22 protein-coding genes are annotated in these 23600 nt (G+C 69.0%); 10 read left to right on the forward strand and 12 right to left on the reverse strand.

Annotated elements, in window-relative coordinates; translation table 11 throughout:
• Window positions 1-63: 63 nt before the first annotated feature.
• Window positions 64-2250: a sodium-translocating pyrophosphatase gene (locus EV671_RS10585; protein WP_132571280.1), complete on the forward strand. Its 2187-nt coding sequence runs from the start codon at window positions 64-66 to the stop codon at window positions 2248-2250.
• A gap of 76 nt (window positions 2251-2326) precedes the next feature.
• Window positions 2327-3178, forward strand: a complete 852-nt coding sequence (locus EV671_RS10590; RefSeq protein ID WP_132571281.1) for a J domain-containing protein — start codon at window positions 2327-2329, stop codon at window positions 3176-3178.
• Window positions 3179-3225: 47 nt separating this feature from the next.
• On the opposite strand, the gene EV671_RS10595 is transcribed toward EV671_RS10590, so the two are convergent.
• The 3 genes from EV671_RS10595 to EV671_RS10605 are packed head-to-tail and all read right to left on the reverse strand — an operon-like array spanning window position 3226 to window position 6864.
• On the reverse strand, window positions 3226-3639 hold the full coding sequence (locus EV671_RS10595) for a hypothetical protein (RefSeq protein WP_132571282.1): 414 nt from the start codon (window positions 3637-3639) through the stop codon (window positions 3226-3228).
• Window positions 3640-3670: 31 nt separating this feature from the next.
• The gene (locus tag EV671_RS10600) at window positions 3671-6295 is read right to left on the reverse strand and encodes a serine/threonine-protein kinase (RefSeq protein ID WP_132571283.1); all 2625 of its coding nucleotides are present in this window, start codon (window positions 6293-6295) and stop codon (window positions 3671-3673) included.
• Between the two features lie 14 nt (window positions 6296-6309).
• A complete protein-coding gene (locus EV671_RS10605; RefSeq protein ID WP_132571284.1) occupies window positions 6310-6864 on the reverse strand; it encodes an ECF-type sigma factor in 555 nt (184 codons plus the stop codon).
• 226 nt (window positions 6865-7090) lie between these two features.
• On the opposite strand from EV671_RS10605, the gene EV671_RS10610 reads away from it, so the two are divergent.
• Entirely contained in the window at window positions 7091-7636 is a 546-nt protein-coding gene (locus tag EV671_RS10610) for a diguanylate cyclase domain-containing protein (RefSeq protein WP_132571285.1), read from the forward strand.
• Here EV671_RS10610 and EV671_RS10615 read toward each other — a convergent pair.
• The 6 genes from EV671_RS10615 to EV671_RS10640 form a co-directional block, all read right to left on the reverse strand.
• A complete protein-coding gene (locus tag EV671_RS10615; RefSeq protein ID WP_132571286.1) occupies window positions 7633-8343 on the reverse strand; it encodes an ABC transporter ATP-binding protein in 711 nt (236 codons plus the stop codon). The two genes, EV671_RS10610 and EV671_RS10615, sit on opposite strands and share 4 nt — an antisense overlap.
• The gene (locus tag EV671_RS10620; RefSeq protein WP_132571287.1) at window positions 8340-9161 is read right to left on the reverse strand and encodes an ABC transporter ATP-binding protein; all 822 of its coding nucleotides are present in this window, start codon (window positions 9159-9161) and stop codon (window positions 8340-8342) included. The genes EV671_RS10615 and EV671_RS10620 overlap by 4 nt, the downstream gene beginning before the upstream one ends.
• The gene (locus EV671_RS10625) at window positions 9104-10399 is read right to left on the reverse strand and encodes a branched-chain amino acid ABC transporter permease (protein ID WP_132571288.1); all 1296 of its coding nucleotides are present in this window, start codon (window positions 10397-10399) and stop codon (window positions 9104-9106) included. The genes EV671_RS10620 and EV671_RS10625 overlap by 58 nt, the downstream gene beginning before the upstream one ends.
• A complete protein-coding gene (locus tag EV671_RS10630) occupies window positions 10399-11358 on the reverse strand; it encodes a branched-chain amino acid ABC transporter permease (RefSeq protein WP_243655683.1) in 960 nt (319 codons plus the stop codon). The genes EV671_RS10625 and EV671_RS10630 overlap by 1 nt, the downstream gene beginning before the upstream one ends.
• A 130-nt stretch (window positions 11359-11488) precedes the next feature.
• Entirely contained in the window at window positions 11489-12742 is a 1254-nt protein-coding gene (locus tag EV671_RS10635) for a branched-chain amino acid ABC transporter substrate-binding protein (protein ID WP_132571290.1), read from the reverse strand.
• An 86-nt stretch (window positions 12743-12828) separates the two neighbouring features.
• Window positions 12829-14475, reverse strand: a complete 1647-nt coding sequence (locus EV671_RS10640) for a 3-(methylthio)propionyl-CoA ligase (RefSeq protein ID WP_132571291.1) — start codon at window positions 14473-14475, stop codon at window positions 12829-12831.
• Between the two features lie 134 nt (window positions 14476-14609).
• Here EV671_RS10640 and EV671_RS10645 point away from each other — a divergent pair, with 134 nt between their 5' ends.
• The 5 genes from EV671_RS10645 to EV671_RS10665 all read left to right on the forward strand — a co-directional run bounded on the left by EV671_RS10645 (window position 14610) and on the right by EV671_RS10665 (window position 18317).
• Window positions 14610-16070 carry a protein adenylyltransferase SelO gene (locus EV671_RS10645; RefSeq protein WP_132571292.1) on the forward strand — a complete coding sequence of 487 codons (1461 nt, stop codon included), beginning with the start codon at window positions 14610-14612 and terminating at the stop codon, window positions 16068-16070.
• Window positions 16067-16486 carry a peptide-methionine (R)-S-oxide reductase MsrB gene (msrB, locus tag EV671_RS10650; protein ID WP_132571293.1) on the forward strand — a complete coding sequence of 140 codons (420 nt, stop codon included), beginning with the start codon at window positions 16067-16069 and terminating at the stop codon, window positions 16484-16486. Before EV671_RS10645 ends, msrB begins: the two co-directional genes overlap by 4 nt.
• 56 nt (window positions 16487-16542) lie before the next feature.
• Window positions 16543-17184, forward strand: coding sequence for a septation protein A (locus tag EV671_RS10655; RefSeq protein ID WP_132571294.1), 642 nt, complete (start codon window positions 16543-16545; stop codon window positions 17182-17184).
• Entirely contained in the window at window positions 17181-17441 is a 261-nt protein-coding gene (locus EV671_RS10660; protein ID WP_132571295.1) for a BolA family protein, read from the forward strand. Before EV671_RS10655 ends, EV671_RS10660 begins: the two co-directional genes overlap by 4 nt.
• Window positions 17442-17513: 72 nt before the next feature.
• Window positions 17514-18317, forward strand: a complete 804-nt coding sequence (locus EV671_RS10665) for a peptidylprolyl isomerase (RefSeq protein ID WP_132571296.1) — start codon at window positions 17514-17516, stop codon at window positions 18315-18317.
• A gap of 155 nt (window positions 18318-18472) precedes the next feature.
• Here EV671_RS10665 and EV671_RS10670 read toward each other — a convergent pair whose 3' ends face one another.
• Window positions 18473-19144 (reverse strand): ABC transporter ATP-binding protein, encoded by a 672-nt coding sequence (locus EV671_RS10670; protein ID WP_132571297.1) that lies wholly within the window; start codon window positions 19142-19144, stop codon window positions 18473-18475.
• Between EV671_RS10670 and EV671_RS10675 the strand changes: the two genes are divergently transcribed.
• Window positions 19143-19790 carry an arylesterase gene (locus EV671_RS10675; RefSeq protein ID WP_132571298.1) on the forward strand — a complete coding sequence of 216 codons (648 nt, stop codon included), beginning with the start codon at window positions 19143-19145 and terminating at the stop codon, window positions 19788-19790. The two genes, EV671_RS10670 and EV671_RS10675, sit on opposite strands and share 2 nt — an antisense overlap.
• Before the next feature lie 2 nt (window positions 19791-19792).
• On the opposite strand, the gene EV671_RS10680 is transcribed toward EV671_RS10675, so the two are convergent.
• Together EV671_RS10680 and def are read right to left on the reverse strand one after the other, a co-directional pair.
• Window positions 19793-21652, reverse strand: a complete 1860-nt coding sequence (locus tag EV671_RS10680; protein ID WP_132571299.1) for a DUF6600 domain-containing protein — start codon at window positions 21650-21652, stop codon at window positions 19793-19795.
• A 307-nt stretch (window positions 21653-21959) separates the two neighbouring features.
• Window positions 21960-22496: a peptide deformylase gene (gene def, locus EV671_RS10685; RefSeq protein WP_132571300.1), complete on the reverse strand. Its 537-nt coding sequence runs from the start codon at window positions 22494-22496 to the stop codon at window positions 21960-21962.
• Between the two features lie 48 nt (window positions 22497-22544).
• Between def and EV671_RS10690 the strand changes: the two genes are divergently transcribed.
• On the forward strand, window positions 22545-23507 hold the full coding sequence (locus EV671_RS10690; protein WP_132571301.1) for an MBL fold metallo-hydrolase: 963 nt from the start codon (window positions 22545-22547) through the stop codon (window positions 23505-23507).
• Window positions 23508-23600: the final 93 nt, after the last annotated feature.

Here is a 23600-nt window from a genome sequence, read left to right on the forward strand (position 1 = left end):
GCCGCGCAAGCCCCTGCAGACCGCTTGGGGCCATAGATCACACGCACCTGAGGAGACTTGTTCATGTCGACGGAGATGGCGCTGTATTTCGCGCTGGCCTGCGGCCTCGCGGCCGTTCTTTATGGTTTCATTCAACGCAGCTGGATCCTGAGCCAGGACGCCGGCAATGCCCGCATGCAGGAGATCGCCACGGCGATCCAGCAGGGTGCCGCCGCCTACCTGGGACGGCAGTACCGCACCATCGGCATGGTGGGCGTCGTGCTCGCCATCGCGATCGCGGTGTCGGGCCTGGGCAAGACGACGGCCATCGGCTTCGTCATCGGCGCGGTGCTGTCGGGCATCTGCGGCTTCATCGGCATGAACATCTCGGTGCGCGCCAACGTGCGCACCGCGCAGGCCGCCTCCAAGGGCATAGGCGCTGCGCTTGACGTCGCCTTCAAGGGCGGCGCCATCACCGGCATGCTGGTCGTGGGCCTGGGCCTGCTGGGCGTGGGCGGCTTCTACATGGCCATCGGCGGCGGGCATGACAGCCAGGCGCTCAAGCCCATGCTGGGCCTGGCCTTCGGCTCGTCCCTCATCTCCATCTTCGCCCGACTGGGCGGCGGCATCTTCACCAAGGGCGCCGACGTGGGTGCCGACCTGGTCGGCAAGGTCGAGGCCGGCATCCCCGAGGACGACCCGCGCAACCCGGCCGTCATCGCCGACAACGTGGGCGACAACGTCGGCGACTGCGCCGGCATGGCCGCCGACCTGTTCGAGACCTACGCCGTCACGCTGATCGCCGCGATGGCGCTGGGTGCGCTGATGGTGACGGGCTCGAGCGCCCTGGCCGGCGTGGTCTACCCGCTGGCCCTGGGCGGCGTGTCCATCATCGCCTCCATCATCGGCTGCTACTTCGTCAAGGCCAGCGACGGCATGAAGAACGTGATGCCGGCGCTGTACAAGGGCCTGATCGTGGCCGGTGTGCTGAGCCTGATCGCCTTCTTCTTCGTCACCAAGGCGATGTTCCCCGGCAGCATCGAGCTGACCGGCGGTGGCACGACCAACGCGATGGCCCTGTTCGGCGCCTGCGCCGTGGGCCTGGTGCTGACGGCCGCGATGGTCTGGATCACCGAGTACTACACCGGCACGCAATACCACCCGGTGCAGCACGTCGCCCAGGCCTCCACCACCGGCCACGGCACCAACGTCATCGCCGGCCTGGGCGTGTCGATGAAGTCCACCGCCTTCCCGGTGCTCTTCGTCTGCGCCGCCATCTACTCGGCCTATATGCTGGCCGGCCTCTACGGCATCGCCGTGGCCGCCACCTCCATGCTGAGCATGGCCGGCATCATCGTCGCGCTGGACGCCTACGGCCCCATCACCGACAACGCCGGCGGCATCGCCGAGATGGCCGAACTGCCCGCCGCTGTGCGCGACATCACCGACCCGCTGGACGCCGTGGGCAACACCACCAAGGCCGTCACCAAGGGCTATGCCATCGGCTCGGCCGGCCTCGCAGCCCTGGTGCTGTTCGCCGACTACACGCATGCGCTGGAAGCACGCGGCATGCATGTCAGCTTCGACCTGAGCGACCACAAGGTCATCCTCGGCCTCTTCATCGGCGGCCTGATCCCCTATCTGTTCGGCGCGATGGCGATGGAAGCGGTGGGCCGTGCGGCCGGTGCGGTCGTCGTCGAGGTGCGCAAGCAGTTCGCCGACGGCGCCATCATGGCCGGCCAGCGCAAGCCCGAGTACGGCGCCGCGGTCGACATGCTGACCACGGCGGCGATCAAGGAAATGATCGTGCCCTCGCTGCTGCCGGTGGCCGCACCCATCATCGTCGGCCTCGTCCTCGGCCCGGCGGCCCTCGGCGGCCTGCTGATGGGCACCATCGTGACGGGCCTGTTCGTCGGCATCTCCATGTGCACCGGCGGCGGCGCCTGGGACAACGCCAAGAAGCTGATCGAGGAAGGCTTCACCGACGACAAGGGCGTGCTGCACAAGAAGGGCAGTGAGGCGCACAAGGCCGCCGTCACCGGCGACACCGTGGGCGACCCCTACAAGGACACCGCCGGCCCGGCCGTGAACCCGCTGATCAAGATCATCAACATCGTCGCCCTGCTCATCGTGCCGCTGCTGCCGATGACGGCCGGCAGCAAGGCGCCCGAGCCCATGCCGGTGCCGGTGCCGGTCGCCGCCGTGGCGGCCAGCGAGCCTGCTCCCGCGGCCAGCATGGCCGAGCTGCCCGCCTCGGCGGCCTCGCAGTGAAGCCCAGGTAAGTCCCGACTCAACGGCCCCTTCGCGGGCCGTTTTTCATGGTGGCCCCAGGGCAGAATCGCAGTTCATGGCGAGCACGGCGATCACGAGGCACGAACTGACGCGGCGACGCGAGCAATTGCAGGATCTGCGGCGCTACCTCGCCGTGCTGGAAGCCGACCACGACGGCGCCCGCGCCAAGCTGCTGGGCTTTCAGCTGCGCTACCTGGAGGCCCTGGGCCCGCTGATGCGCGAGCTCGACGAACTCGAGGCCCAGCTCCACCAGGCCACCGCCCTGCTGTCGGATGCGCTGAAGCGCCAGGGCGTGGACGCCCCCGTGCCGGCCACGCAGCGTGCCAAGGCCTGGCCCGACATCCCCGCCCTGCCCGAGGCCGTGCCCCTGCCGCCCGAGCCCACCGGCCCGCTGACCGACCTGCCGCCGCCCAGCCTGAAGACGCTGTACCGGCGCGCGGCCATGCGCTTCCACCCCGACCTGGCGCCCTCGGGCCCCGAGCGTGAGGTCTGCGAGCAGCGCATGATGGTCGTCAACGAGGCCTATGCCAGCGGCGACCGCAGCCGGCTCGAAACCCTGCTGCTGGCCGCCGGCGAGCTGCCCGAGAAGGTCATCGGCGGCCCGGCCGACGCGGTGCGTGCCTGGCTGGGCCTGTGCGAGCACATGGTGCAGGGCCGCATCCGCATCGTGCAGGCGCAGACCCTGGTGCTGCAGAACCTGCAGATGCACCAGCTGCGCATCGCCATAGAGCGCGCCGAAACCGGCGGCATGCGCCCGCTGGACATCATGGCCGCGCGGCTGCGCGCGCAGATCACGGAGCGCCGCCAGGAGCTCTACATCGGCGAACGCCTGGGCGGCGATGCGAGACTGGCGGCGGATTTTTTGCGCAAGCGCTATCAGCGATTGACGGGCTTGGGGCTGGGCTGAGCGCTTCGGCCTGCCCAGCCACCGAGGTCGGCCTCCGGCTTGTTCGATCAGCCGTCGTTCTCGGTCGTCGGGTCCGGTGTAGGCACCAGCTTGACGACATTACCAGCCGCGTCCAGCTGCACGAAGATGAGCACCGTACCGCGCCAGGTTCCCAAGTTCACCGTGATCGCCACGGAACCGCCCAATGCCAGCAGCAGATTGTCACCCTGCGGAACGGGTGAGCTGTTGTCGAGGGTGTGGGTGACCGCAGCCCAGAGGCGCAGTTGCGTGGCGTCGCCGGTCTGGGTGAAGCGGATGCTGTCATACGACGGCTTGGCAGCGGGAATGACCAGCGGCGAGCTCATAGGCTTGCCCTGCGGGTCGAAGTAGAGAAAGTAGGGCTGGTTGTTACCGTCAAAACCGGCAGTCAGGGTGACCGGGTAGGGGTTCTTGGTGGTCCCGAGCGATGTGTCAGTAGACATCGGCGATCCTTTGAGAAAGCACAGCGGCGCATTAGTGGCAGTCCCTGAGCTGGCGCCACAGCTCAGGAACGGGGCTTGCGATACCCGCACGGACCACGGGCTCCCAATAGGCGATGGCCTTGCGGCAGGCTCCGGCCTGGATGGGCAGTTCATGCAAGTGCACCAGGTGCCAACGCTCAAGTTCCAGAGCTGCACGCGTGCGCAGTTCGCTGTAACGCGGGCGCTGGCTGGCTGGGTTCCAGGTGGGCGGCAAGGCCAGGGCCTCGTCGATGCGAGCTATCGCGAGACCCGGAGCTAGTTGGCGCGACTCCCAAAGGGCCAGCACGTTCTTGCTGATCACGGAGGAGGTCTTCATGGAGGCCAGTACACCCTGCAGCGCCCGAGCCTTCGCCTGCAGAACCGGGATCGATGCCACGTTCGCCTGCAGTGAAGACAGCAGCACCAACGCCTCCCGGTCCAGCAGCAACCGGCGCCAGCGCTGGTTGCTCGGGTCGCCGGCAACGGCATCTCCCAAAGCGGCCTGAGCACGCGCATCGGCGGCCTCAGCCTCCTGGGATTTGCCCAGCTCTGCGAGCGCCCGTGCCCGCCAACCCAGGGCGATCGCCAGGTCCACTTTGGGCAGGAGATCCTGCGGACGGGCCGCCATCCGCCGGCCAAGCAGGGCAAGCACCTCGTCACTGAATCCGAGCGCTTCGGAGGGCCGACCGCCAGCCACGGCAGTTTCCAGCGCCCAGACAAGATCGTTGTGGAGCTTCTTCTGATACTCCTCCACGTCGGGATGCTTTGCTTGCAGGCTCCGGGAGAATTCCAGCGCCAGATTGAATTGCCGCCTCGCTTCGTCCAAGGACAGCGACCTCAGGGCCAGGGTTCCCAAATTGCTTCGAGCATGGGACAACTCCAGCAGCGGTTCGTCAGCGTTCGGCGCCTTGCCGACCCACTGCAGGGCGATATCTTGGTAACGCGTCCAATGCTGCAATGCCTGGCCGACCTGCCCCTGCCGCGAAGCCAGCTCCCCCAGCCAGAACTCCAGTTGCGTCCCCTGACGCAGCACGGTCTCATCCTCAGGCGACTGCCTCTGGGCCTGCTGGAACCACCGCTCGGCCGCAGCCAGCGCATCCGACGCCACGTCGAAGCGTTCCTTCTGCAGATTGACCTCAGCCAGCATCAGCAGCGCCTTCACACGCTTGAGCAGGTCTTCGGTCGACACCGCCTCGGAAGGGTCCGGGCTGCCCAACACCTGTAAGGCCTGCTGGCCGATGCCCTCCAGCAGCGACAGCCGCCCCACCGGCCGCAGCTGGCTGGCCACCTCTCCGAGCAGATAGGACAGCAGGTGTTCGGCCTGCTGTCGCCGCGCCTGGGCCTGGCGCTCGGCCATCTCGGCACGTCGCGCCTGCAGCAGGCTCACCGTCGTCAGCGCCAGCAGCGCGCAGACGGCCAGGCCGCCCGCCGCCACCGCCACGCGATGCCGCCGCACGAAGCGACCCAGCACATAGAGGCGGCTGTCCGGCCGCGCGCTGATGGGCTCGTGGGCCAGCCAGCGGCCCAGGTCATCGGCGAGCGCCTGAGCGTTGGCATAACGCTCGGCCGGCTTCTTCTTCAGCGCCTTGGCGACGATGGTGTCCAGGTCGCCCTTGAGCAGCCGTGCCTGGCGCGCCAGCGCGGGGTCGGCGGCCTCGGCCGCGGCGCTGGAGAGGCGCCGCGGCCGCGTCTCGACGACGGCCTTCAAGTGGTCGAGCTGTGTCTGCGTCGCCCCGGCCGTCGGGTGGCGGCCGCCGAGCAGCAGATAGAGCAGCACGCCCAGCGCATAGACGTCGGTGGCCGTCGTCACGTCGGCCTGCTGCACCTGCTCGGGCGCGGCGAACTGCGGCGTGTAGGCGCTGCCGGCGCGCTGGGTGATCTCGGTGGCGGCGGCGCCGTCCTGGCCCTGGGCCGCATCGTCCAGCAGCTTGGCGATGCCGAAGTCCAGCAGCTTGACCTGGCCGTCTGCGCTCACCAGGATGTTGCTGGGCTTGAGGTCGCGGTGCAGGATGAGGCGCGAATGCGCATGGGCCACGGCCGCCAGCACGTCGAGGAAGAGGCGGATGCGGGCCGTGACGTCCAGCGCCTTTTGCTGGCAGTGCTGGTCGATGGGCAGGCCCTCGACATACTCCAGCACGAGATAGGGCTGGCTGCCGTCGTGCATGCCGGCATCCAGCAACCGCGCGATATGCGGGTGCGAAAGCCGGCCGAGGATCTGGCCCTCGCGGGCGAAGCGGGCCGCGCCACCGCTGCCGAACACGCCGGCGCTGAGGAACTTGATCGCAACGTCGCCCTCGAAGCGGCCGTCGGCCCGGCGCGCCAGCCAAACCGTGCCCATGCCGCCCCGGCCCAGTTCGCGCTGCAGCACATAGGGCCCGATGTGCAGGCCGGTCAGGTCGGGCGGCTCATCGGGTGCCGCCAGCGTGTCGATGACGGCGCGTGCCGCCGGCGTGTCCAGGAAGCCCTGCATGTCCAGCGCCGCATCGTGGGCCAGCAGGGCCTGGAGCCGGTCGGCCAGCGCGCCATCCTGCGCGCGCAGGGCCGCCAGGCGCTCGCCGCGCTCGGGCTCGGCCAGGTCCAGCAGCTCGTCGAGCAGGGGGCTCAGCACGGCCCACTGTTGCTTGTCGATGGCGGTCATCGCTGCGTGCCGCCTCAACCGCGCAGGCTTGTGGCCAGGAAGAGCCGCGCCTTCTGCCAGTCGCGCTGCACCGTGCGCTCGGTGACGCCCAGTGCATCGGCGATGTCGCGCTCGGGCAGGCCGGCGAAATAGCGCATCTCGACGACCTGGGCCAGGCGCGGCTCGGCCTGGGCCAGCTCGCCCAGCGCCTCGTGGACCTTCAGCACGTCGTCCTCGGTCTGCGGGGTCTGCTCGGCCACGGCGGTGTTCAGCGTCAGCAGCGCCTGGCCGCCGCCGCGCCGCTCGGCCTGACGGGCGCGGACGAGGTCGACGACGACGCTGCGCATCGCGCAGGCTGCATAGGCCAGGAAATGCCGGCGGTCCGGGTAGTCGCGGCCCTGCAGGTCGGCCAGGCGCAGCCAGACCTCGTGCACCAGGGCCGTCGCGTCCAGCAGCGTCACGCCGCCGGACTGGCGCAGATGGCGCCGCGCCTGCCGGCGCAGGTCGTCGTACAGCGCCGCCACCACCTGGTCGCCCGCGGCCCGGTCGCCCTGCGACGCGGCCTTCAGCATCTGGGTGATGTCTTGCATGGCGCGGACTCTAGCCGCTGATCGCGCCTGCCTAACCCGCCAGGCCCAGGGAAACCCCTGAAACGCCAGCCGCTCGCCAACATTTTTTTGCGGCGCGTGTCGGGTTTTGCGTCGCCGCCGCGTTTTTCAACTGTGAGGGTCCAGTCCGCTGCGCGCCAGGGAGGCCGGCAAGGATCGGAGGCAACTGGCGGATGCGGCCCTCACCCCGTCACAACCCCTGCCCGCCATGTCCCTGGTCAGCCCCTCCGACAGCCCCCTGCCAGCCCCCCGGACGGCGCCCACGCCGCCCCGGCGCGTCGAAACCACGGTCGAACTCGAGATCGAGCTCATCCGCCATCTGGCCCGCAGCCGCCGCCAGGGCGACCAGATGGCCTTGCTGTGGATCGAGGTCGAGCTGCTGAGCCTCGTCGGGCAGGCCTCGGCCGACGGCCTTCGCGAAACCGTGGCCCAGGCCCTGGGCGCGCGGCTGCTTTATCGCGTGCGCCGCACCGACTTCGTCTTCCAGGTGGGCGACACCGGTTTTGCCGTGCTGCTGGACACCGACAAGGCCGGCGCAGAACTGGTGGAGCGCCGCCTGTTCGAGCAGCTGCGCGGCCCCTATGGCCTGGAGAAGAACCTGGCCCAGGTCCAGATCAGCGTCGGCCTGGCCGTTTCCTCCGAGGCCCACCGGCATGGCAGCGGCCTGCTGCAATGCGCGATCGACGACATCTACGCCCGCCCGCAGCCTGCCGCGGCAGCACTGCCGGCTTCGAGCGTGGCCAACAGCATCTAGACCTCCAGCCACTCCTTGCGGATGTAGGCATTGCCGCGCAGCTCGGCGGGGCTGCCCTCGAAGACGATGCGGCCGTGGCCCATCACATAGCAGCGCTCGGAGATCTCCAGCGCGATGGCGAGCTTCTGCTCCACGAGCAGCACGCCCAGGCCGCGCTTCTTGAGCTCCTTCAGGTACTCGGCCACCAGCTCGACGATCTTGGGCGCCAGGCCCTCGGTGGGCTCGTCGATCATGATGAGGTCGGGGTCGCCCATCAGCGTGCGGCACAGCGTCAGCATCTGTTGCTCGCCGCCCGAGAGCACGCCGGCCTCGGTGTGCTGGCGCTCCCGCAGCCGCGGGAACATGCGGTACATGTCGTCGAAGTTCCAGCGCGCATTCTTGGCGCCGGACTTCTGGCCGAGCAGCAGGTTCTGGTGCACCGTGAGCTTGGGAAAGATGTCGCGGTTCTCGGGCACATAGCCCAGGCCCAGGTGGGCGATCTCGTAGGCCTTGCGGCCGATGAGCTCGGCGCCGCCGAACTGCACCGATCCCTTGGCATCGACCTGGCCCATGATGGTCTTGACCGTCGTCGAGCGCCCGGCGCCGTTGCGGCCCAGCAGGCTGACGATCTCGCCCGGACGCACCTCCATGCTGACGCCGTGCAGCACATGGCTCTTGCCGTAGAAGGCGTGGACATTGTCGAGTTTGAGGGTGCGCGCTTCGCTCATGCCGCCGCCTGTGTTTCTGCCAGCACCGAGCCCAGATAGGCCTCCTGCACCCGCGCATTCGCGCGCACCGCGTCCGGCGTGTCGAAGGCGATGACCTCGCCGTAGACCAGCACGGCGATCTTGTCGGCCAGGCCGAAGACGACACCCATGTCGTGCTCCACGGTCAGCAGGGTCTTGCCCTCCGTCACCTCGCGGATCAGCTGGATGAAACGCTTGGTCTCGCTCTTGCTCATGCCGGCCGTGGGCTCGTCAAGCAGGATGACGCTGGAGCCGCCCGCGATGGTGATGCCGATCTCCAGCGCCCGCGCCTCGGCGTAGGTGAGGTTCATGGCCAGCACGTCGCGTTTCTTGTCGAGCTTGATCATCTCGAGGATCTGCTCGGTGCGATCGTTGGCGTCGTCCAGGTCGGCGAGGAACTTCCAGAACGCGTAGCGGTGGCTCAGGCTCCACAGCACGGCGCAGCGGATGTTCTCGAACACCGACAGCCGCGTGAACAGGTTGGAGACCTGGAAGCTGCGGGACAGGCCCTGGCGGTTGATCTCATAGGGCTTGCGGCCGTCGATGCGGCGGCCGTGCAGCTGGATCTCGCCAGAAGTGGGCGCAAAGCGCCCGCTGATCAGGTTGAAAAGCGTGCTCTTGCCCGCGCCGTTGGGGCCGATGATGGCGACGCGTTCGCCGGCCTGCACGGCCAGGTTGGCGCCGCGGATGATCTCGCTCTTGCCGAAGCTCTTGCGCACGTCGCGCAGTTCGAGGGCGTAAGTCAAAGCGCCTCCCTGCGTTTGATTTCCTTCTCGATGTCTTCCTGGATCTCGCCCCATTCGTGCACATAGTGGCGCCGCACCAGCTCGAACAGAGCCGCGCCGACGACGAGCAGCAAGCCCGCGCCGAACCAGGCATCGACACCCGCGCTGTTCAGCGTCGCGCCCATGAAGCGCAGCTCCGGGCCCAGGGCCTCGTTGAGCTGGCGGTGGTAGACCATCTCGATCATTGCTGCCGCGCCCACCAGGGCCGCCAGTGCGGTGCCGGCAAGCGCCAGGTAGGACGTCCACAGCTTCTTCAACTTGCCGAAGGCCGCGACGCGCAGGTTCATCAGGATCAGGCTGGCGAAGCCGCCCGGCGCATACATGACCATGAACAGGAAGATCAGGCCCAGGTAGAGCAGCCAGGCCTTCGTCAGCTCCGACAGCAGCACGCCGCAGATGACCATCAGCACCGCGCCGATGATGGGCCCGAAGAAGACCGTCGCGCCGCCCAGGAAGGTGAACAGCAGGTAGGCGCCGGAGCGCGTCGCATGCAGCACCTCGCCGTTGACGATCTCGGTGTTGATGGCGCCCAGCCCCCCGGCGATGCCGGCGAAGAAGCCCGAGATCGTGAAGGCCATGAAGCGCACCCAGTGCGTGTCGTAGCCGACGAACTCGACGCGCTCGGGGTTGTCGCGCACCGCGTTGAGCATGCGGCCGAGCGGCGTGCGCGTCAGCGCGAACATCGCTGCCGTGCAGACGAAGCAATAGACGGCCACGAGGTAATAGACCTGGATCTGCGGGCCGAACGTGATGCCCAGCACCGCGTTGCCGATGACGCGGTTGCTGGAGATGCCGCCCTCGCCGCCCGAGAACTCCGGCAGCATCAGCGCCAGCGCGAAGACCAGCTCGCCCACGCCCAGCGTGATCATCGCGAAGGGCGTGCCGGCCTTTTTCGTCGACACATAGCCCAGCAGGGCCGCGCAGACCAGGCCGGCCAGGCCGCCGACGAGCGGGATCAGGCTGACCGGCAGGCCCAGCGTGCCGGCGCCGGCCATGTTCAGCGCATGGATGGCCAGGAAGGCGCCCATGCCGCTGTAGACCGCATGGCCGAAGCTCAGCATGCCGCCCTGGCCGAGCAGCATGTTGTAGGCCAGGCAGGCGATGACGCCGATGCCCATCTGCGTGAGCATGGTCTGCGCGAGGCCGCTGGTCCAGATGCGCGGCGCGACGAAGAGCGCCAGCGCGAACAGGCTCCAGATGACCCAGCGCCCGACGTTATAGGGCTTGAAGTGGAATTCGCGGCGCTTGGCCATCAATCCTCCCGCGTGCCGAGCAGGCCCTTGGGCCGGAAGATCAGGATCAGCACCATCAGCAGATAGGGCAGGATCTGGGCCACGTCCTTCAGCGCCAGGCGCAGCACGGGATAGGCGGGCGTGTCGGGCGTGATCGTCAGGCCCAGCGATGTCAGCGCCGAGGCCAGCGACGCGTCCACCGTCAGCGGCAGCGTCTGCAGCAGGCCGATGACGAGCGAGCCGACGAAGGCCCCCGCCAGCGAGCCGATGCCGCCCACGACGACGACGACGAAGATGATGGAGCCGACGATGACCGCCATATTGGGCTCGGTCACGAAGGTGATGCCGCCGATGACGCCGGCCAGCGCCGCCAGCGCGCAGCCGCTGCCGAACACCAGCATCAGCACGCGCGGCACGTTGTGGCCCAGGGCCTCGACCATCTCGGGGTGGGTCAGCGAGGCCTGGATGACGAGGCCGACGCGGGTGCGCGTCAGCAGCAGCCACAGGCCCAGCAGCATCAGCAGCGCCACCAGCATCATGAAGGCGCGCGTCAGCGGGAAGGTGGAGCACAGCGCCGCGGTGCAGAGCTCGGGCGCGGCCTTGCCGAGCGCGAAGGACATGCCCTGGCCCGGCGCGGAGATGAGGGTGAAGGCCGAGCCCTGCAGCTCGGGCGGCGGCGTGAAGGGCACGGCAGTGCGCCCCCAGACCAGCTGCACCAGCTCCAGGATGACGTAGGACAGGCCAAAGGTGATCAGCAGCTCGGGCACATGGCCGAACTTGTGCACCCGCCGCAGCGCCAGCCGCTCGAAGGCCGCGCCCATCGCGCCGACGATGAGGGGCGCCAGCAGCAGGGCCGGCCAGAAACCGATGACGCCGACCAGCGAGTAGGCGACATAGGCGCCCACCATGTAGAAGCTGGCGTGCGCGAAGTTCAGCACGCCCATCATGCTGAAGATCAGCGTGAGGCCCGAGCTGAGCATGAACAGCAGCAGGCCGGACGACAGGCCGTTCAGCAGGTTGATGAAGACTTGATCCAAGGCGGAGGCCGGCAAGGTCAGGGGATCGCGCCGCCGCTCGGCGGCGGCGCGGCCGGGTCAGGCAACCAGGCGGTCAGCCGGGCCTTTTCATCTGGCAGGAAGTGGGCGTCGAGGACACATAGCTCTCGAACTGCTTCACCGGCGCCAGTGTCATGCCCGTGTTCTCGGGGCTGTACGGGTACTTCGCATCGGCCTTTTGCCAGACCGAGATGTAGAGGGCCTGCTGCAGCTGGTGATCGGCCTTGCGCATCGTCACGTCGCCGTTGAAGCTCTTGACCGTCAGGCCTTCCAGCGTCTTCGCAACCTTGACCGGGTCGGTCGACTTGGCGGCAGCCATGGCCTGGCTCAGCATCAGGAAGATGTGGTCCACACTGAGCGTGTACATGTCGTCGTTGAACTTGGCCTTGAACTCGTTGGCCAGCTTCTGCGTCTCGCCGCCCATGTTGTAGTGGCTGTAGGCGACCTGGTAGACACGGCCGGCGCCGCCCTGGCCCAGGGCCGTCGGCGTGCCGGTGACGCCGGTGTAGTAGGTGAAGAACTTGCCGTTGTAGCCGGCCTCGTTGGCGGCCTTCACGAGCAGGGCCAGGTCGGAGCCCCAGTTGCCGGTGATGACGGTGTCGGCGCCGCTGGCCTTGATCTTGGCGACATAGGGCGCGAAGTCGCGCACCTGGGCCAGCGGGTGCAGGTCCTCGCCGACGATCTGGATGTCGGGGCGCTTGCGCGCCAGCATCTCCTTGGCGTACTTGGCGACCTGGTGGCCATGGGCGTAATTCTGGTTCAGCAGGAAGACCTTCTTGACGTCGGGCTGGTCCTTCATGAAGGTGGTCAGCGCCTCCATCTTCATCGAGGTGTCGGCGTCGAAGCGGAAGTGCCAGTAGCTGCACTTGCTGTTGGTCAGGTCGGGGTCCACCGCCGAGTAGTTCAGGTAGACGACTTCCTTGCCCGGGTTGCGCTCGTTGTACTTGCTGACCGCGTCGCTCAGCGCCAGCGCGACGCTGGAGCCGTTGCCCTGCATCACGTAGCGGATGCCCTGGTCGGTGGCGGCCTTCAGCAGGTTCAGCGTCTCGGCGGGGCTGAGCTTGTTGTCGAAGGTGACGATCTCGAACTTCACGCCGGCCGGGTTGCTCTTGTTGAACTTCTCGGCGAGGAACTGGAAGGTCTTGACCTGGTTCTGGCCGACCGGGCCCATCAGGCCGGACAGCGCGTCGATGTAGGCCAGCTTGACCGTCTCGCCCTTCTGCGCCTGCGCGGCGCCGGCGCTCAGCGCGAGGGCCGCGGCGGCCGTCAGCATGCGCAAGGGAAAGCGGGTCGAAGTGATGTCGAACATGCCTGTCTCCTGTTATGGCTCTGGATGTGAACGAAAGTTAATCCCGCCGGGCTGCGGCGCAGTCCCGGGCTTACCCGACGCGGCGCTCAGGCGGTCGGCAGCCTGTGATCCTTGAACTGGTCGCGCAGCTTGAGCTTCTGCAGCTTGCCGGTGGCCGTGTGCGGCAACTCGGCGACGAAGACGACGTCGTCGGGGATCTGCCACTTGGCGATGCGGCCGTCGTAGAAGGCCAGCAGCTCTTCGCGCGTGAGCTCGGCGCCCGGCTTCTTCACGACGACCAGCAGCGGGCGCTCATCCCATTTGGGATGCCTGGCCGCGATGACCGCCGCCTCGTGCACGGCCGGGTGGGCCATCGCGATGTTCTCGAGGTCGATGGAGCTGATCCACTCGCCGCCGGACTTGATGACGTCCTTGCTGCGATCGGTGATCTGCATGAAGCCGTCGGCATCGATGGTGGCCACGTCGCCGGTCGGGAACCAGCCGGGCTCGCCGTCGACACTGACCAGCGGAGAGGCATCGTTCTTGAAATAGTGCGAGATGACCCAGTGGCCGCGCACGACGAGGTTGCCCGAGCTCTGCCCGTCCCAGGGCAGGGAACGGCCCTCGTCGTCGATGACGGCCATGTCCACGCCATAGATGGCCCGGCCCTGCTTCTCCAGCAGGCGCTGCTGGGCCTCGGCCGGCAGCGACAGCTGGCGCGTCGTCAGCTTGGACAGCGTGCCCAGCGGCGACATCTCCGTCATGCCCCAGGCGTGGATGACCTCGATGCCGTAGTCCTGCTGCAGCGACTTCATCATCGCCGGCGGGCAGGCCGAGCCGCCGATGACGGTGCGCTTGAAGCTGGAGAACTTCAGCCCATTGGCCTTGACGTAGTTCAGCAGGCCCAGCCAGACGGTGGGCACGCCGGCGCTGAAGTTGACCTGCTCGGCCTCGAAGAGTTCGTACAGGCTCTTGCCGTCCAGGTGCGGCCCGGGCATGACCAGCTTGCAGCCCACGATGGCCGCGCTGTAGGGCAGGCCCCAGGCGTTGACGTGGAACATCGGCACGACGGGCAGGATGACGTCGCGGCTGGAGCAGTCCATCGCATCCGGCAGTGCGGCGCCGTAGGCGTGCAGCACGGTGGACCGGTGGCTGTAGACGGCGCCCTTGGGGTTGCCCGTGGTGCCCGAGGTGTAGCAGATGCTGGAGGCGGTGTTCTCGTCGAAGCGGGGCCAGGCGTAGTCGCCGGTTTCGGCCTCCAGCAGTTCGTCGAAGCACAGCAGATCGGGGATGGCCGTGCTCGCCGGCATGTGGGCGCGCGAGGTCATCATCACGAAGTGCTGCACCGTCTTCAGCAGCGGCGCGATCTTCTCGACCAGGGGCAGGAAGGTCGCGTCGAAACAGAGGAAGCGGTCCTCGGCGTCGCTGGCGATCCAGACGATCTGCTCGGGGAAGAGGCGCGGGTTGATCGTGTGGCAGACCAGGCCCGAGCCCGAGCTGCCGTAGTAGATCTCGACATGGCGGTGGCCGTTCCAGGCCAGCGTACCGACGCGGTCGCCGGGCTGGCAGCCCAGCCGCGCAAAGGCCTGCGCAGCCTGGCGCGAACGCCGCGCGACCTCGCGCCAGTTGCTCCGGTGCAGGTCGCCCTCGACCCGCTTGCTGACGATCTCGGTGTCCCCCGAATGCCGCTCCGCGTGCTTCAGCAGCGACGAGATCAGCAAGGGCTCCGACATCATCCGGCCCATCAATGTCATGCTTGTCTCCTGCCGGTCTTATCGATCCAGTCTAGCCCGCGTGCCCGTGGCTGGCGCGTCACAACCGCGACCCTTCGCCCCCGGGGAAACACCCAGGCGAGCAGGGTGCAAGACCCCGTCACTAAACTGGTGCGATGAATGCGCTCGACGGCCTCGCCTGGACCAACCGCTTCGCGTCGCTGGGGCCGGACTTCTTCACCGAACTGCCCGCCCAGGGCCTGCCCGACCCGTACTGGGTCGCGCACAGCCCCGCCTGTGCCGAGGTGCTGGGCTGGCCGGCCGACTGGACGCAGCGGCCAGGCGCCCTGGCCGCCTTTGCCGGCAACACCAGCTGGCCCGGCATGCGGCCGCTGGCCTCGGTCTACAGCGGCCACCAGTTCGGCGTCTGGGCCGGCCAGCTCGGCGACGGCCGCGCGCTGTGGCTGGGCGAAGTGGACACGCCGGCCGGCCCGCAGGAACTGCAGCTCAAGGGCGGCGGCCTGACGCCCTACTCCCGCCGCGGCGACGGCCGCGCGGTGCTGCGCTCGTCCATCCGCGAGTTCCTGTGCTCGGAGGCGATGGCGGCACTCGGCGTGCCGACGACGCGGGCGCTTTGCATCACCGGCTCGCGCCTGCCCGTCATCCGCGAAAGCGTCGAGACGGCCGCCATCGTCACGCGCGTCGCGCCCAGCTTCGTGCGCTTCGGCCACTTCGAGCATTTCGCCCACCACCAGCAGCTGGACGCGCTGCGCCGCCTGGCCGACTGGTTCATCGCCCACCACGCGCCGGAATGCGCCGACGCACCCGAGCCGGCCGTGGCGCTGCTGCGCAAGGTGGCGCTGCAGACGGCCGACCTGATGGCCCACTGGCAGTCCATCGGCTTCTGCCACGGCGTCATGAACACCGACAACATGTCCATGCTCGGCCTGACGCTGGACTATGGCCCCTTCGGCTTCATGGACGGTTTCGACCCCGGCCATGTCTGCAACCACAGTGACGACCGCGGCCGCTATGCCTACGCCCGCCAGCCGGCCGTCGCCTTCTGGAACCTGCATGCGCTGGCTCAGGGCCTGCTGCCGCTGCTGCCCATCGACCGCGAGAAAGACGCGGAGGCCTCGACCGAGAGGCTGCTGGAGGCCGTCGAGGGCTATCGCGAGCGCTTCGCGAGCCAGATGCTGGCCCGCATGCGCGCCAAGCTCGGCCTCGCCGGCGAGCAGGACGGCGACCAGGCCCTGGCGGACGACTTCCTGAAGCTGATGGCCGCCTCGCGCGCCGACTTCACGATCAGCTTCCGCCGTCTGTCGCGAGCGCTGTCGACACCTGAGCCGCTGCGCGACCTCTTCATCGACCGCGAGGCGCTGGACGCCTGGCTGGCCCGCTGGCGTGCGCGCACGGCGGCCGACGCCGAGGCGCGCATGCTGGCCGTCAACCCGGCCGTCGTGCTGCGCAACCACCTCGCCGAGGGCGCCATCCGTGCCGCCCAGCAGAACGATTTCACGGAGATCGAACGGCTGCTGAAAGTTCTGGGCCGCCCGTTCGACGAACCGGCTCTCCCCAGCGACGCGGCCCTGCCGCCCGACTGGGCCCAAGGCCTCGAAGTGTCCTGTTCATCATGAGCCACGATTCCAGCAAGACCTACCCCGTCCAGAAGACCGACGCCGAATGGCGCGAGCAGCTCGACGCCATGCAATACCAGGTCGCCCGCCACGCGGCGACCGAACGCGCCTTCACCGGCAAATACTGGGACCATTTCAAGGACGGCCACTACAACTGCGTCGGCTGCGGCACGCCGCTGTTCGAGTCCGGCACCAAGTTCGACGCCGGCTGCGGCTGGCCGAGCTACTGGGCGCCGGTCAACAGCGAAGTCATCGAGCGCATCGTCGACCGCAGCCATGGCATGGTGCGCATCGAGGTGCGCTGCAACCACTGCGGCTCGCATCTGGGCCATGTCTTCCCCGACGGCCCCGAGCCGACTGGCGACCGCTACTGCATCAACTCGGCCGCCATCGATTTCGTGAAAGACAATCCTTGAACTCGGGGACAGACCGCCCGAGCGGAGCGCGTCGCTCCGTCTTCGACTGATTTCACATGAAGTTCCTGCTCGATTTCCTGCCGCTGATCCTCTTCTTCATCGTCTTCAAGGGCGCCGAAGGCCATGCCGATGCCGCTGCGGCCTTCGCGACCGAGCACTTCGGCTTCATGGTCTCGGGCGGCGTCGTCGGCGCCCAGGAGGCACCGGTGCTGCTGGCGACCCTGGTCGTCATGGTCGCCACGCTCGCCCAGGCCGCCCTGCTGAAACTGCGCGGCCGCAAGATCGACCTGATGCTGTGGATCAGCCTCGTGCTCGTCGTCACGCTGGGCGCGGCCACGGTCTGGTTCCACAACGAGACCTTCATCAAGTGGAAGCCCACCGGCCTGTACTGGGCGATGGCGCTGGCGCTGTGGATCTCGCAGGCCGGCTTCGGCAAGAACCTGATCCAGTCCATGCTGGGCGCCGAGCTGCAGCTGCCCGATGCCGTCTGGCTGCGCCTGAACCGCGCCTGGGTGCTGTTCTTCGCGGCCATGGGCGTGCTCAACCTTTATGTGGCCTATCACTTCTCCACCTCGGCCTGGGCCAACTTCAAGGTCTTCGGCGTGACCGGCCTCATCGTGCTGTTCACGCTGGCGCAGGGGCTCTACCTGAGCAAGCATCTGCCCGAGTCCGACGAGAGCGGCAAGCAGCAGCCATGATCGCCACCGAAATCGAGGCACGGCTGCGCGCCGAACTGGCGCCGCTGGCCTTCAGCCTGCGCGACGACAGCGCCCAGCACGCCGGCCACGCCGGGGCCCGCGAGGGCGGCCACTTTCATGTGACCGTCGTGTCAGAACGCTTTACGGGACTGCAACGCCTGGCGCGTCACCGCCTCGTTTATCATTGTCTGTCCGACCTGATGCAGCGCGGCATTCATGCGCTGACGATCGACGCCCGAGCCCCGGGCGATCCCTGAAGGTCGAGCGTGATCGAACCGCGCGCCCAATCCGGGCGCGATTTTTTTAGCCAGATTCACACCCCTCCATCCATGAAGAAGTTTGCGCTCGCCGCCGTCGTCGCGGCCACCATCACGGCCCTGCTGCCGGCTGCCGCAACTGCGCAGAACATCGCCACCGTCAACGGCAAGCCCGTGCCCAAGGCGCGCGTCGAGACGCTGATCCAGCAGGTCACCAAGAGCGGCCAGCAGGTGCGCTCGCCCGAACTGGAAGCCCAGGTCAAGGACGAAGTCGTCCGCCGCGAGATCTTCATGCAGGCCGCCGAACAGCGCGGCGTGCCCCAGACCGCCGACTTCAAGGCCCAGATGGACCTGGCCCGCCAGATGCTGCTGATCCGCGGCCTGATGGAAGACTTCCGCACCAAGAACCCCGTCTCCGACGCCGACGCCCAGGCCGAGTACGACAAGTTCAAGGCCACCAATAGCGGCCAGGAATACCGTGCCCGCCACATCCTGGTCGAGAAGGAAGAAGACGCCAAGGCCCTGATCGCCCAGATCAAGGCCGGCGCCAGCTTCGAGGAACTGGCCAAGAAGAACTCCAAGGACACCGGCTCTGCGCAGAACGGCGGCGACCTGGACTTCGCCAACCCGAACAACTTCGTGCCCGAGTTCAGCAAGGCCATGACCGCGCTGCAAAAGGGCGAGATGACCCAGGAGCCGGTGAAGAGCCAGTTCGGCTACCACATCATCAAGCTCGAAGACGTCCGCCCGGCCACCTTCCCGGCCTTCGACGACGTCAAGGCCCAGATCAAGCAGCGCATCGAGCAGCAGAAGATGGCCGAGTTCCAGGACAGCCTGATCAAGAAGGCCAAGACCGACTACACCTTCACTAAATAAGCCCACCCCCGAGGCGCGTAGCGCCTCCCCCTCAAGGGGGCGCCGTCAGTGGCCCGGCAAAGCCGGTTCCACGACGGCCGCTGGAAGGGCGGCGGCTGCCTGCGGCAGCGCCTATCAAAAGCCCGCTGATTCTCGTCGGCGGGCTTTTTGCTTTTTCATGCAGCCAGGTGGCCCGCCTCGATGCGCAGCTGCCGCTCGCAGCGCGCCGCGATCTCGCGATCGTGAGTGACCAGCACCAGCGTCGTGCCGGCCTCGCGGTTGAGCTCGAACATCAGCTCCATCACCGCGGCGCCGGTCGCGAAGTCCAGGCTGCCGGTGGGCTCGTCGGCCAGCAGCAGGGCCGGGCGCAGCACGAAGGCGCGGGCCAGGGCCACGCGCTGCTGCTCGCCGCCGGACAGCACGCGCGGGTAATGGCCCAGGCGCTCGCCCAGGCCCACGCGGACCAGCATGGCCGTGGCCTGCTCGCGCGCATCGCGGGTGCCGCGCAGCTCCAGCGGCAGCATCACGTTCTCCAGCGCCGTCAAGTTGGGCAGCAACTGGAAGCTCTGGAACACGAAGCCCAGCTCGCGCGCCCGTACCGCCGCGCGCTCGTCCTCGTCGAGCGCGAACAGGTCCTGGCCGCGCAGCCTGACCGTGCCTTCGCTCGGCGTGTCCAGGCCGGCCAGGATGGCCAGCAGCGTGCTCTTGCCCGAACCCGAGGCGCCGACGACGGCGACCGACTCGCGTGCGGTCAGCTCGAAGCTGATGTCATGCAGAATCGTCAGCTCCCCGGTGGCGTCGCGGACGCGCTTGGTGATCTGATCAACTTGGACAAGGGCTTCGGGCATGTGGGGACTGCGGCGGCGGGCGTGGGTGGCGCACTTTAGCCTGGGGGTGCTGGCCGGCTGGACGTCAGGGATTGCGGCCGCGGCGGCCGAGGCGCCCGTCATCCTCGTCGTCGGCGACAGCCTGTCGGCCGAATACGGGCTGAAGCCCGGGGACGGCTGGGTGGCCCTGCTGCAGAAGCGCCTGGCCGAGCAGAAGAAGCCGCAGCGCGTCGTCAACGCCAGCATCAGCGGCGACACGACGGCCGGTGGCCGCAGCCGGCTGCCCGCGGCGCTACGCACGCACAAGCCGGCCATCGTCGTCATCGAGCTCGGCGGCAACGACGCGCTGCGCGGCCTGCCGCTGTCCAGCACGCGCGACAACCTGACGGCGATGACCAAGGCCGCCCGCGAGGCCGGCGCAAAGCTCATCGTCGTCGGCATGCAGGTGCCGCCCAACTATGGCGCGGCCTACGGCAAGGAGTTCGCCGGCCTGTTCGAGCAGGTGGCCCGGGAGGCTCACGCCGGCCTGGTGCCCTTCCTGCTGAAGGGCGTGGCTGAGCGCCCTGACGTGGCGGACTGGTTTCAGCCCGACCGCATCCACCCGCTGGCCAAGGCGCATCCGCTGATGCTGGACAACGTCTGGCAGGCGCTCAAGCCGCTGCTCTAGGTTCAGCGCTCGTTCTGCTTCGGCGGTTCGCTGCCGCGCCGATCCTCACGCTTGTCCTCGCGCCGGCCGTCAGGGCGGCCACGCTGCGGGCCGTCGTCGCGCGGCTGGATGCGCTGCTGCGGGACGAATTGCGGCTGGGGCTGGGGCTGGGGTTGCGGCATGGGCTGCGCACGCGGCGGCTCGGGCATGCGCTGGGGCTCGGCCTGCGGCACGCGGCGCTGCATTTCGTCCCGGCGCATCTGCTCCTCGCGGCGTTGCTGCAACTGCTGGGCCTCGTCGCGACGCTGCTGTTCCTCGCGCTGCTGCTGGGCGCGCCAGGGCTGGTTGTCGCCGCGCTGAGGCTGCTCAATGGCCTGGTGGGGCTGCGGGATGGGCTGCTGAGGCTGGGCGACGGCGGGCATCGCCGGCTGGGGCGCCGGCACGGCCGGCCTGGCATCGCGGCGCGGCAGCTGGGCCTCGCCACGCCAGCCCGCGCCGACGTCGCGCCCGCCACGATCCCGCGGGCGCTCGACCTCGGCCGGGCGGGTCGGCGCCGCCGGCAGCACGGCGGCCAGCTCGCCGCGGCCGGGAGCCGAGGGCAGCGGGCGGGCCCAGCCGGGCTCGGCGTTGCGGTCGGGGCCGCGCACGGGCATGGGCTGGATGGCCGCGCCCGGCGCCGGCAGCATGCTGACGGCCGCCGGCACGTCGCGGTAGCGGTTGGGGCGCTGCACGGTGACGGGGTCGCGCAGGTCGCGCGGATCGTTGATGCGGTTCACATAGCGCGGGCTGTGGTGGTAGCCCGGCATATAGACCTCGCGCGGCGCCAGCGGATACCAGCCATAGCTCGGCGGCGCCGCTCGGCTGCCGATGCTGATGCCGACGCTGACGCTCGGCCCGCCCACCCAGCCGACCAGGGCCGGTGCGTAGACGGGGCGGTGCACATAGGGCCCGGGGGCCCAGCACCAGCGCCCGCCCCAGCTGACCCAGCGGCCGTAGTGGAAGGGCGCGAAGCCCCAGGGCGCGTCGTCCACCCAGGTCCAGCCCCAGTGGCGTGACCAGGCCCAATGGCCGTAGCGGTAGGGCGCCCAGTCGGCCACGACGATGGCGGTCGGGATCCAGACGCTGCCGTAATCGGGCGAGCTCTCCCAGCGGCCGTAGCGGTCCAGGTCTTCGGCGCCGGTCATCTCGGGCGAGACATAACGCGCCACAGGGCGGTCGCCCTCCTCGCGGTTCTCGGCCAGCACCCAGTCGCCGAAGGCGTCGCTGTACAAAGGCCCGCGCTCCGCGCGCGGACCGTCGGGCCACCAGAACTCGATCTGCTCGCCGGTGCCCACCCAGACCGGCTCGGCACCGCGCGCCCAGTCGAAGCGCAGGCGCCCCTGCCACACGTAGACCTTGCTGCCGCTGTCGAGCTGCTCCACGCGGTACAAGCCCTCGCGCTCGGGCTGCACCGTGCCCTCGCGGGTACGCAGCCGCGTCTCCATCGCGTTCTCGACGCTGCGCAGCCGCACGGCGACGTCGCCGCGGTCGATGTCCAGCAGGGTCTGGCCCTCGTCGAGCTGGCTCAGCTCCAGGTCGCTGCGCTCGTCGACCCAGATCGTCGTCGAGCCGACGCGCAGGCTGACGCGGCCCCGGTCGTCGGTGCGCACCCGGTCGCCCTCGCCCACCGTCTGGTTGCGGCTCAGCCGCATCCACTCGCGGTTCTCGTGGTCGAACAGCCAGGCATCGCCGACGACGTCGACGACACGGGCGGCCCGCGTGGGCGGGTCCCGGTCGGCGTCCTGGGCCTCGGCGGCCGGCGCGATGGCGAACAGCAGGGCCAGCGCCAGCACGCGCCAGTGGCGGCGGGTCAGCACGAGCTTGGATTCGATGGGCGTGTTCATGAGCCGATGCTCCTTTACCGCACGCTAACGCGTGGTGCGTCCGCCTGGTGGACGGCGCTTACAAAGTTTCAACCTAGATCCGGCAGTTGGGCGCGTCCGAGGGGCTGGCGAGGCGGCCGGCTGGCAAGGCGCGCCGACGAAGTGGGTTCCTGCCCACGAGGACAAGCAACGTCGCCAGCGGGCCGAAGCGCCAGCCCAGCGGGCGTGCAGCGCTGCTCATCGAAGTGGTGATCGTCGCCGCAGCGCCAAGACCTTAATCGGCCGAGCCTTTCGATGAGTAGCAAGCGGTCAACTGCCGGATCTAGGTTCAGTCATCGGCGGCCGGGTCGAGCTCGGGGAAGAGCACCGAGGTGAAACCGAACCGCCTGAAGTCCCTGACCCGCATCGGATAGAGGATGCCGTCGAGGTGGTCGCACTCGTGCTGCACGACGCGGGCGTGGAAGCCCTCGGCGACGCGGTCGATGGAAGCGCCGTCGGCATCGAAGCCGGTGTAGCGGATGCGCTCGTCGCGCTCGACGACGCCGCGCAGCCCCGGCACGGACAGGCAGCCCTCCCAGCCCTCGCTGCGGCCGCCGTCCAGCACCTCGATGACCGGATTGATCAGCACGGTCGGCGGCACCGGCGGCGCATCCGGATAGCGCGGGTTCTTCGTGTAGCCGAAGATGACCAGGCGCAGGTCCACGCCGATCTGTGGCGCCGCCAGGCCCGCGCCGCTGGCGGCAGCCATGGTCTCGAACATGTCGGCGATCAGGGCCTTCAGCTCGGGCGTGCCGAACTCGGCGACCGGCCGGGCGACGCGCAGCAGGCGTGGGTCGCCCATCTTCAGAATCTCGTGAACGGCCAAGCGGGCCTCCTTCGGCTATCGTGCCGGGCGATTCTAGAAACCCGCCCCATGCTGCCCGAATTCATCGACGACCTTGGCCACGGCATCTACGCCATCGACACCGGCTTCCAGCGCCCCCGCTTCGACGCCGCCTTCCTGATCGTCGAAAACTGCCGCGCGGCCTTCATCGACACCGGCACCAACCATGCCGTGCCGCGCCTGCTGGCCGCGCTGACCGCGCTGGGCCTCACGCCCGAGGCGGTGGACTGGGTCATCCCCACCCATGTGCACCTGGACCATGCCGGCGGCGTCGGGCTGCTGATGCAGTCCCTGCCCAATGCCCGCGCCCTGGTGCACCCGCGCGGCCTGCGCCATATGGTGGACCCCAAGGCGCTGTGGCTGGGCGCGCTGGCAGTCTACGGCGACGCGGAGATGCAGCGCAGCTACGGCCGGCTGGTGCCGGTGCCGGCCGAGCGCGCCGAGGCCAGCCACGACGGCCAGGTCATCACGCTGGCCGGCCGGCCGCTGCTGCTCATCGACGCGCCCGGCCACGCCCGGCACCACCACGTCATCTGGGACCCCCTCAGCCGCGGCTGGTTCACCGGCGACAGCTTCGGCCTGTCCTACCGCGAGTTCGACGTCGACGGCCGGCCCTGGGTGCTGCCGACGACGACGCCGGTGCAGTTCGAGCCCGAGGCGCTGAAGGCCACCGTCATGCGCATGCTGGGCTACGAGCCGCTGCGCATGTATCTCACGCACTACGCCGCCATTGGCGGCTCCGAGGACGAGGTGCGCCGCCACGCCGGCGAGCTGCTGCTGCAGGTCGAAGAGGTGACGGCTCTCGCCACCTCGCTGCGCGACGCGCCCGACCGCCACGAGCGGCTCAAGGCCGGGCTGATGGCGAGCTATCTCGCCGGCCTGGCGCGGCGCGGCTGGGCCGGCGACCCGGCCCAGGCGCGCGAATGGCTGGCCACGGACGCCGAACTGAACGCCCAGGGCCTGGAAGTCTGGCTGGACCGCCCGGCCCGCTGACGGGGCGGCGCGCCCCGCCCCGGTGCGTCCGATCGCACCGCAGCAGTGCTGAACGACACCCATGCCCCGGTCCGCACCGGGGCATGGCGCTGG

This window comes from Roseateles saccharophilus (assembly GCF_004342485.1).
Classification (GTDB): domain Bacteria; phylum Pseudomonadota; class Gammaproteobacteria; order Burkholderiales; family Burkholderiaceae_C; genus Pelomonas; species Pelomonas saccharophila.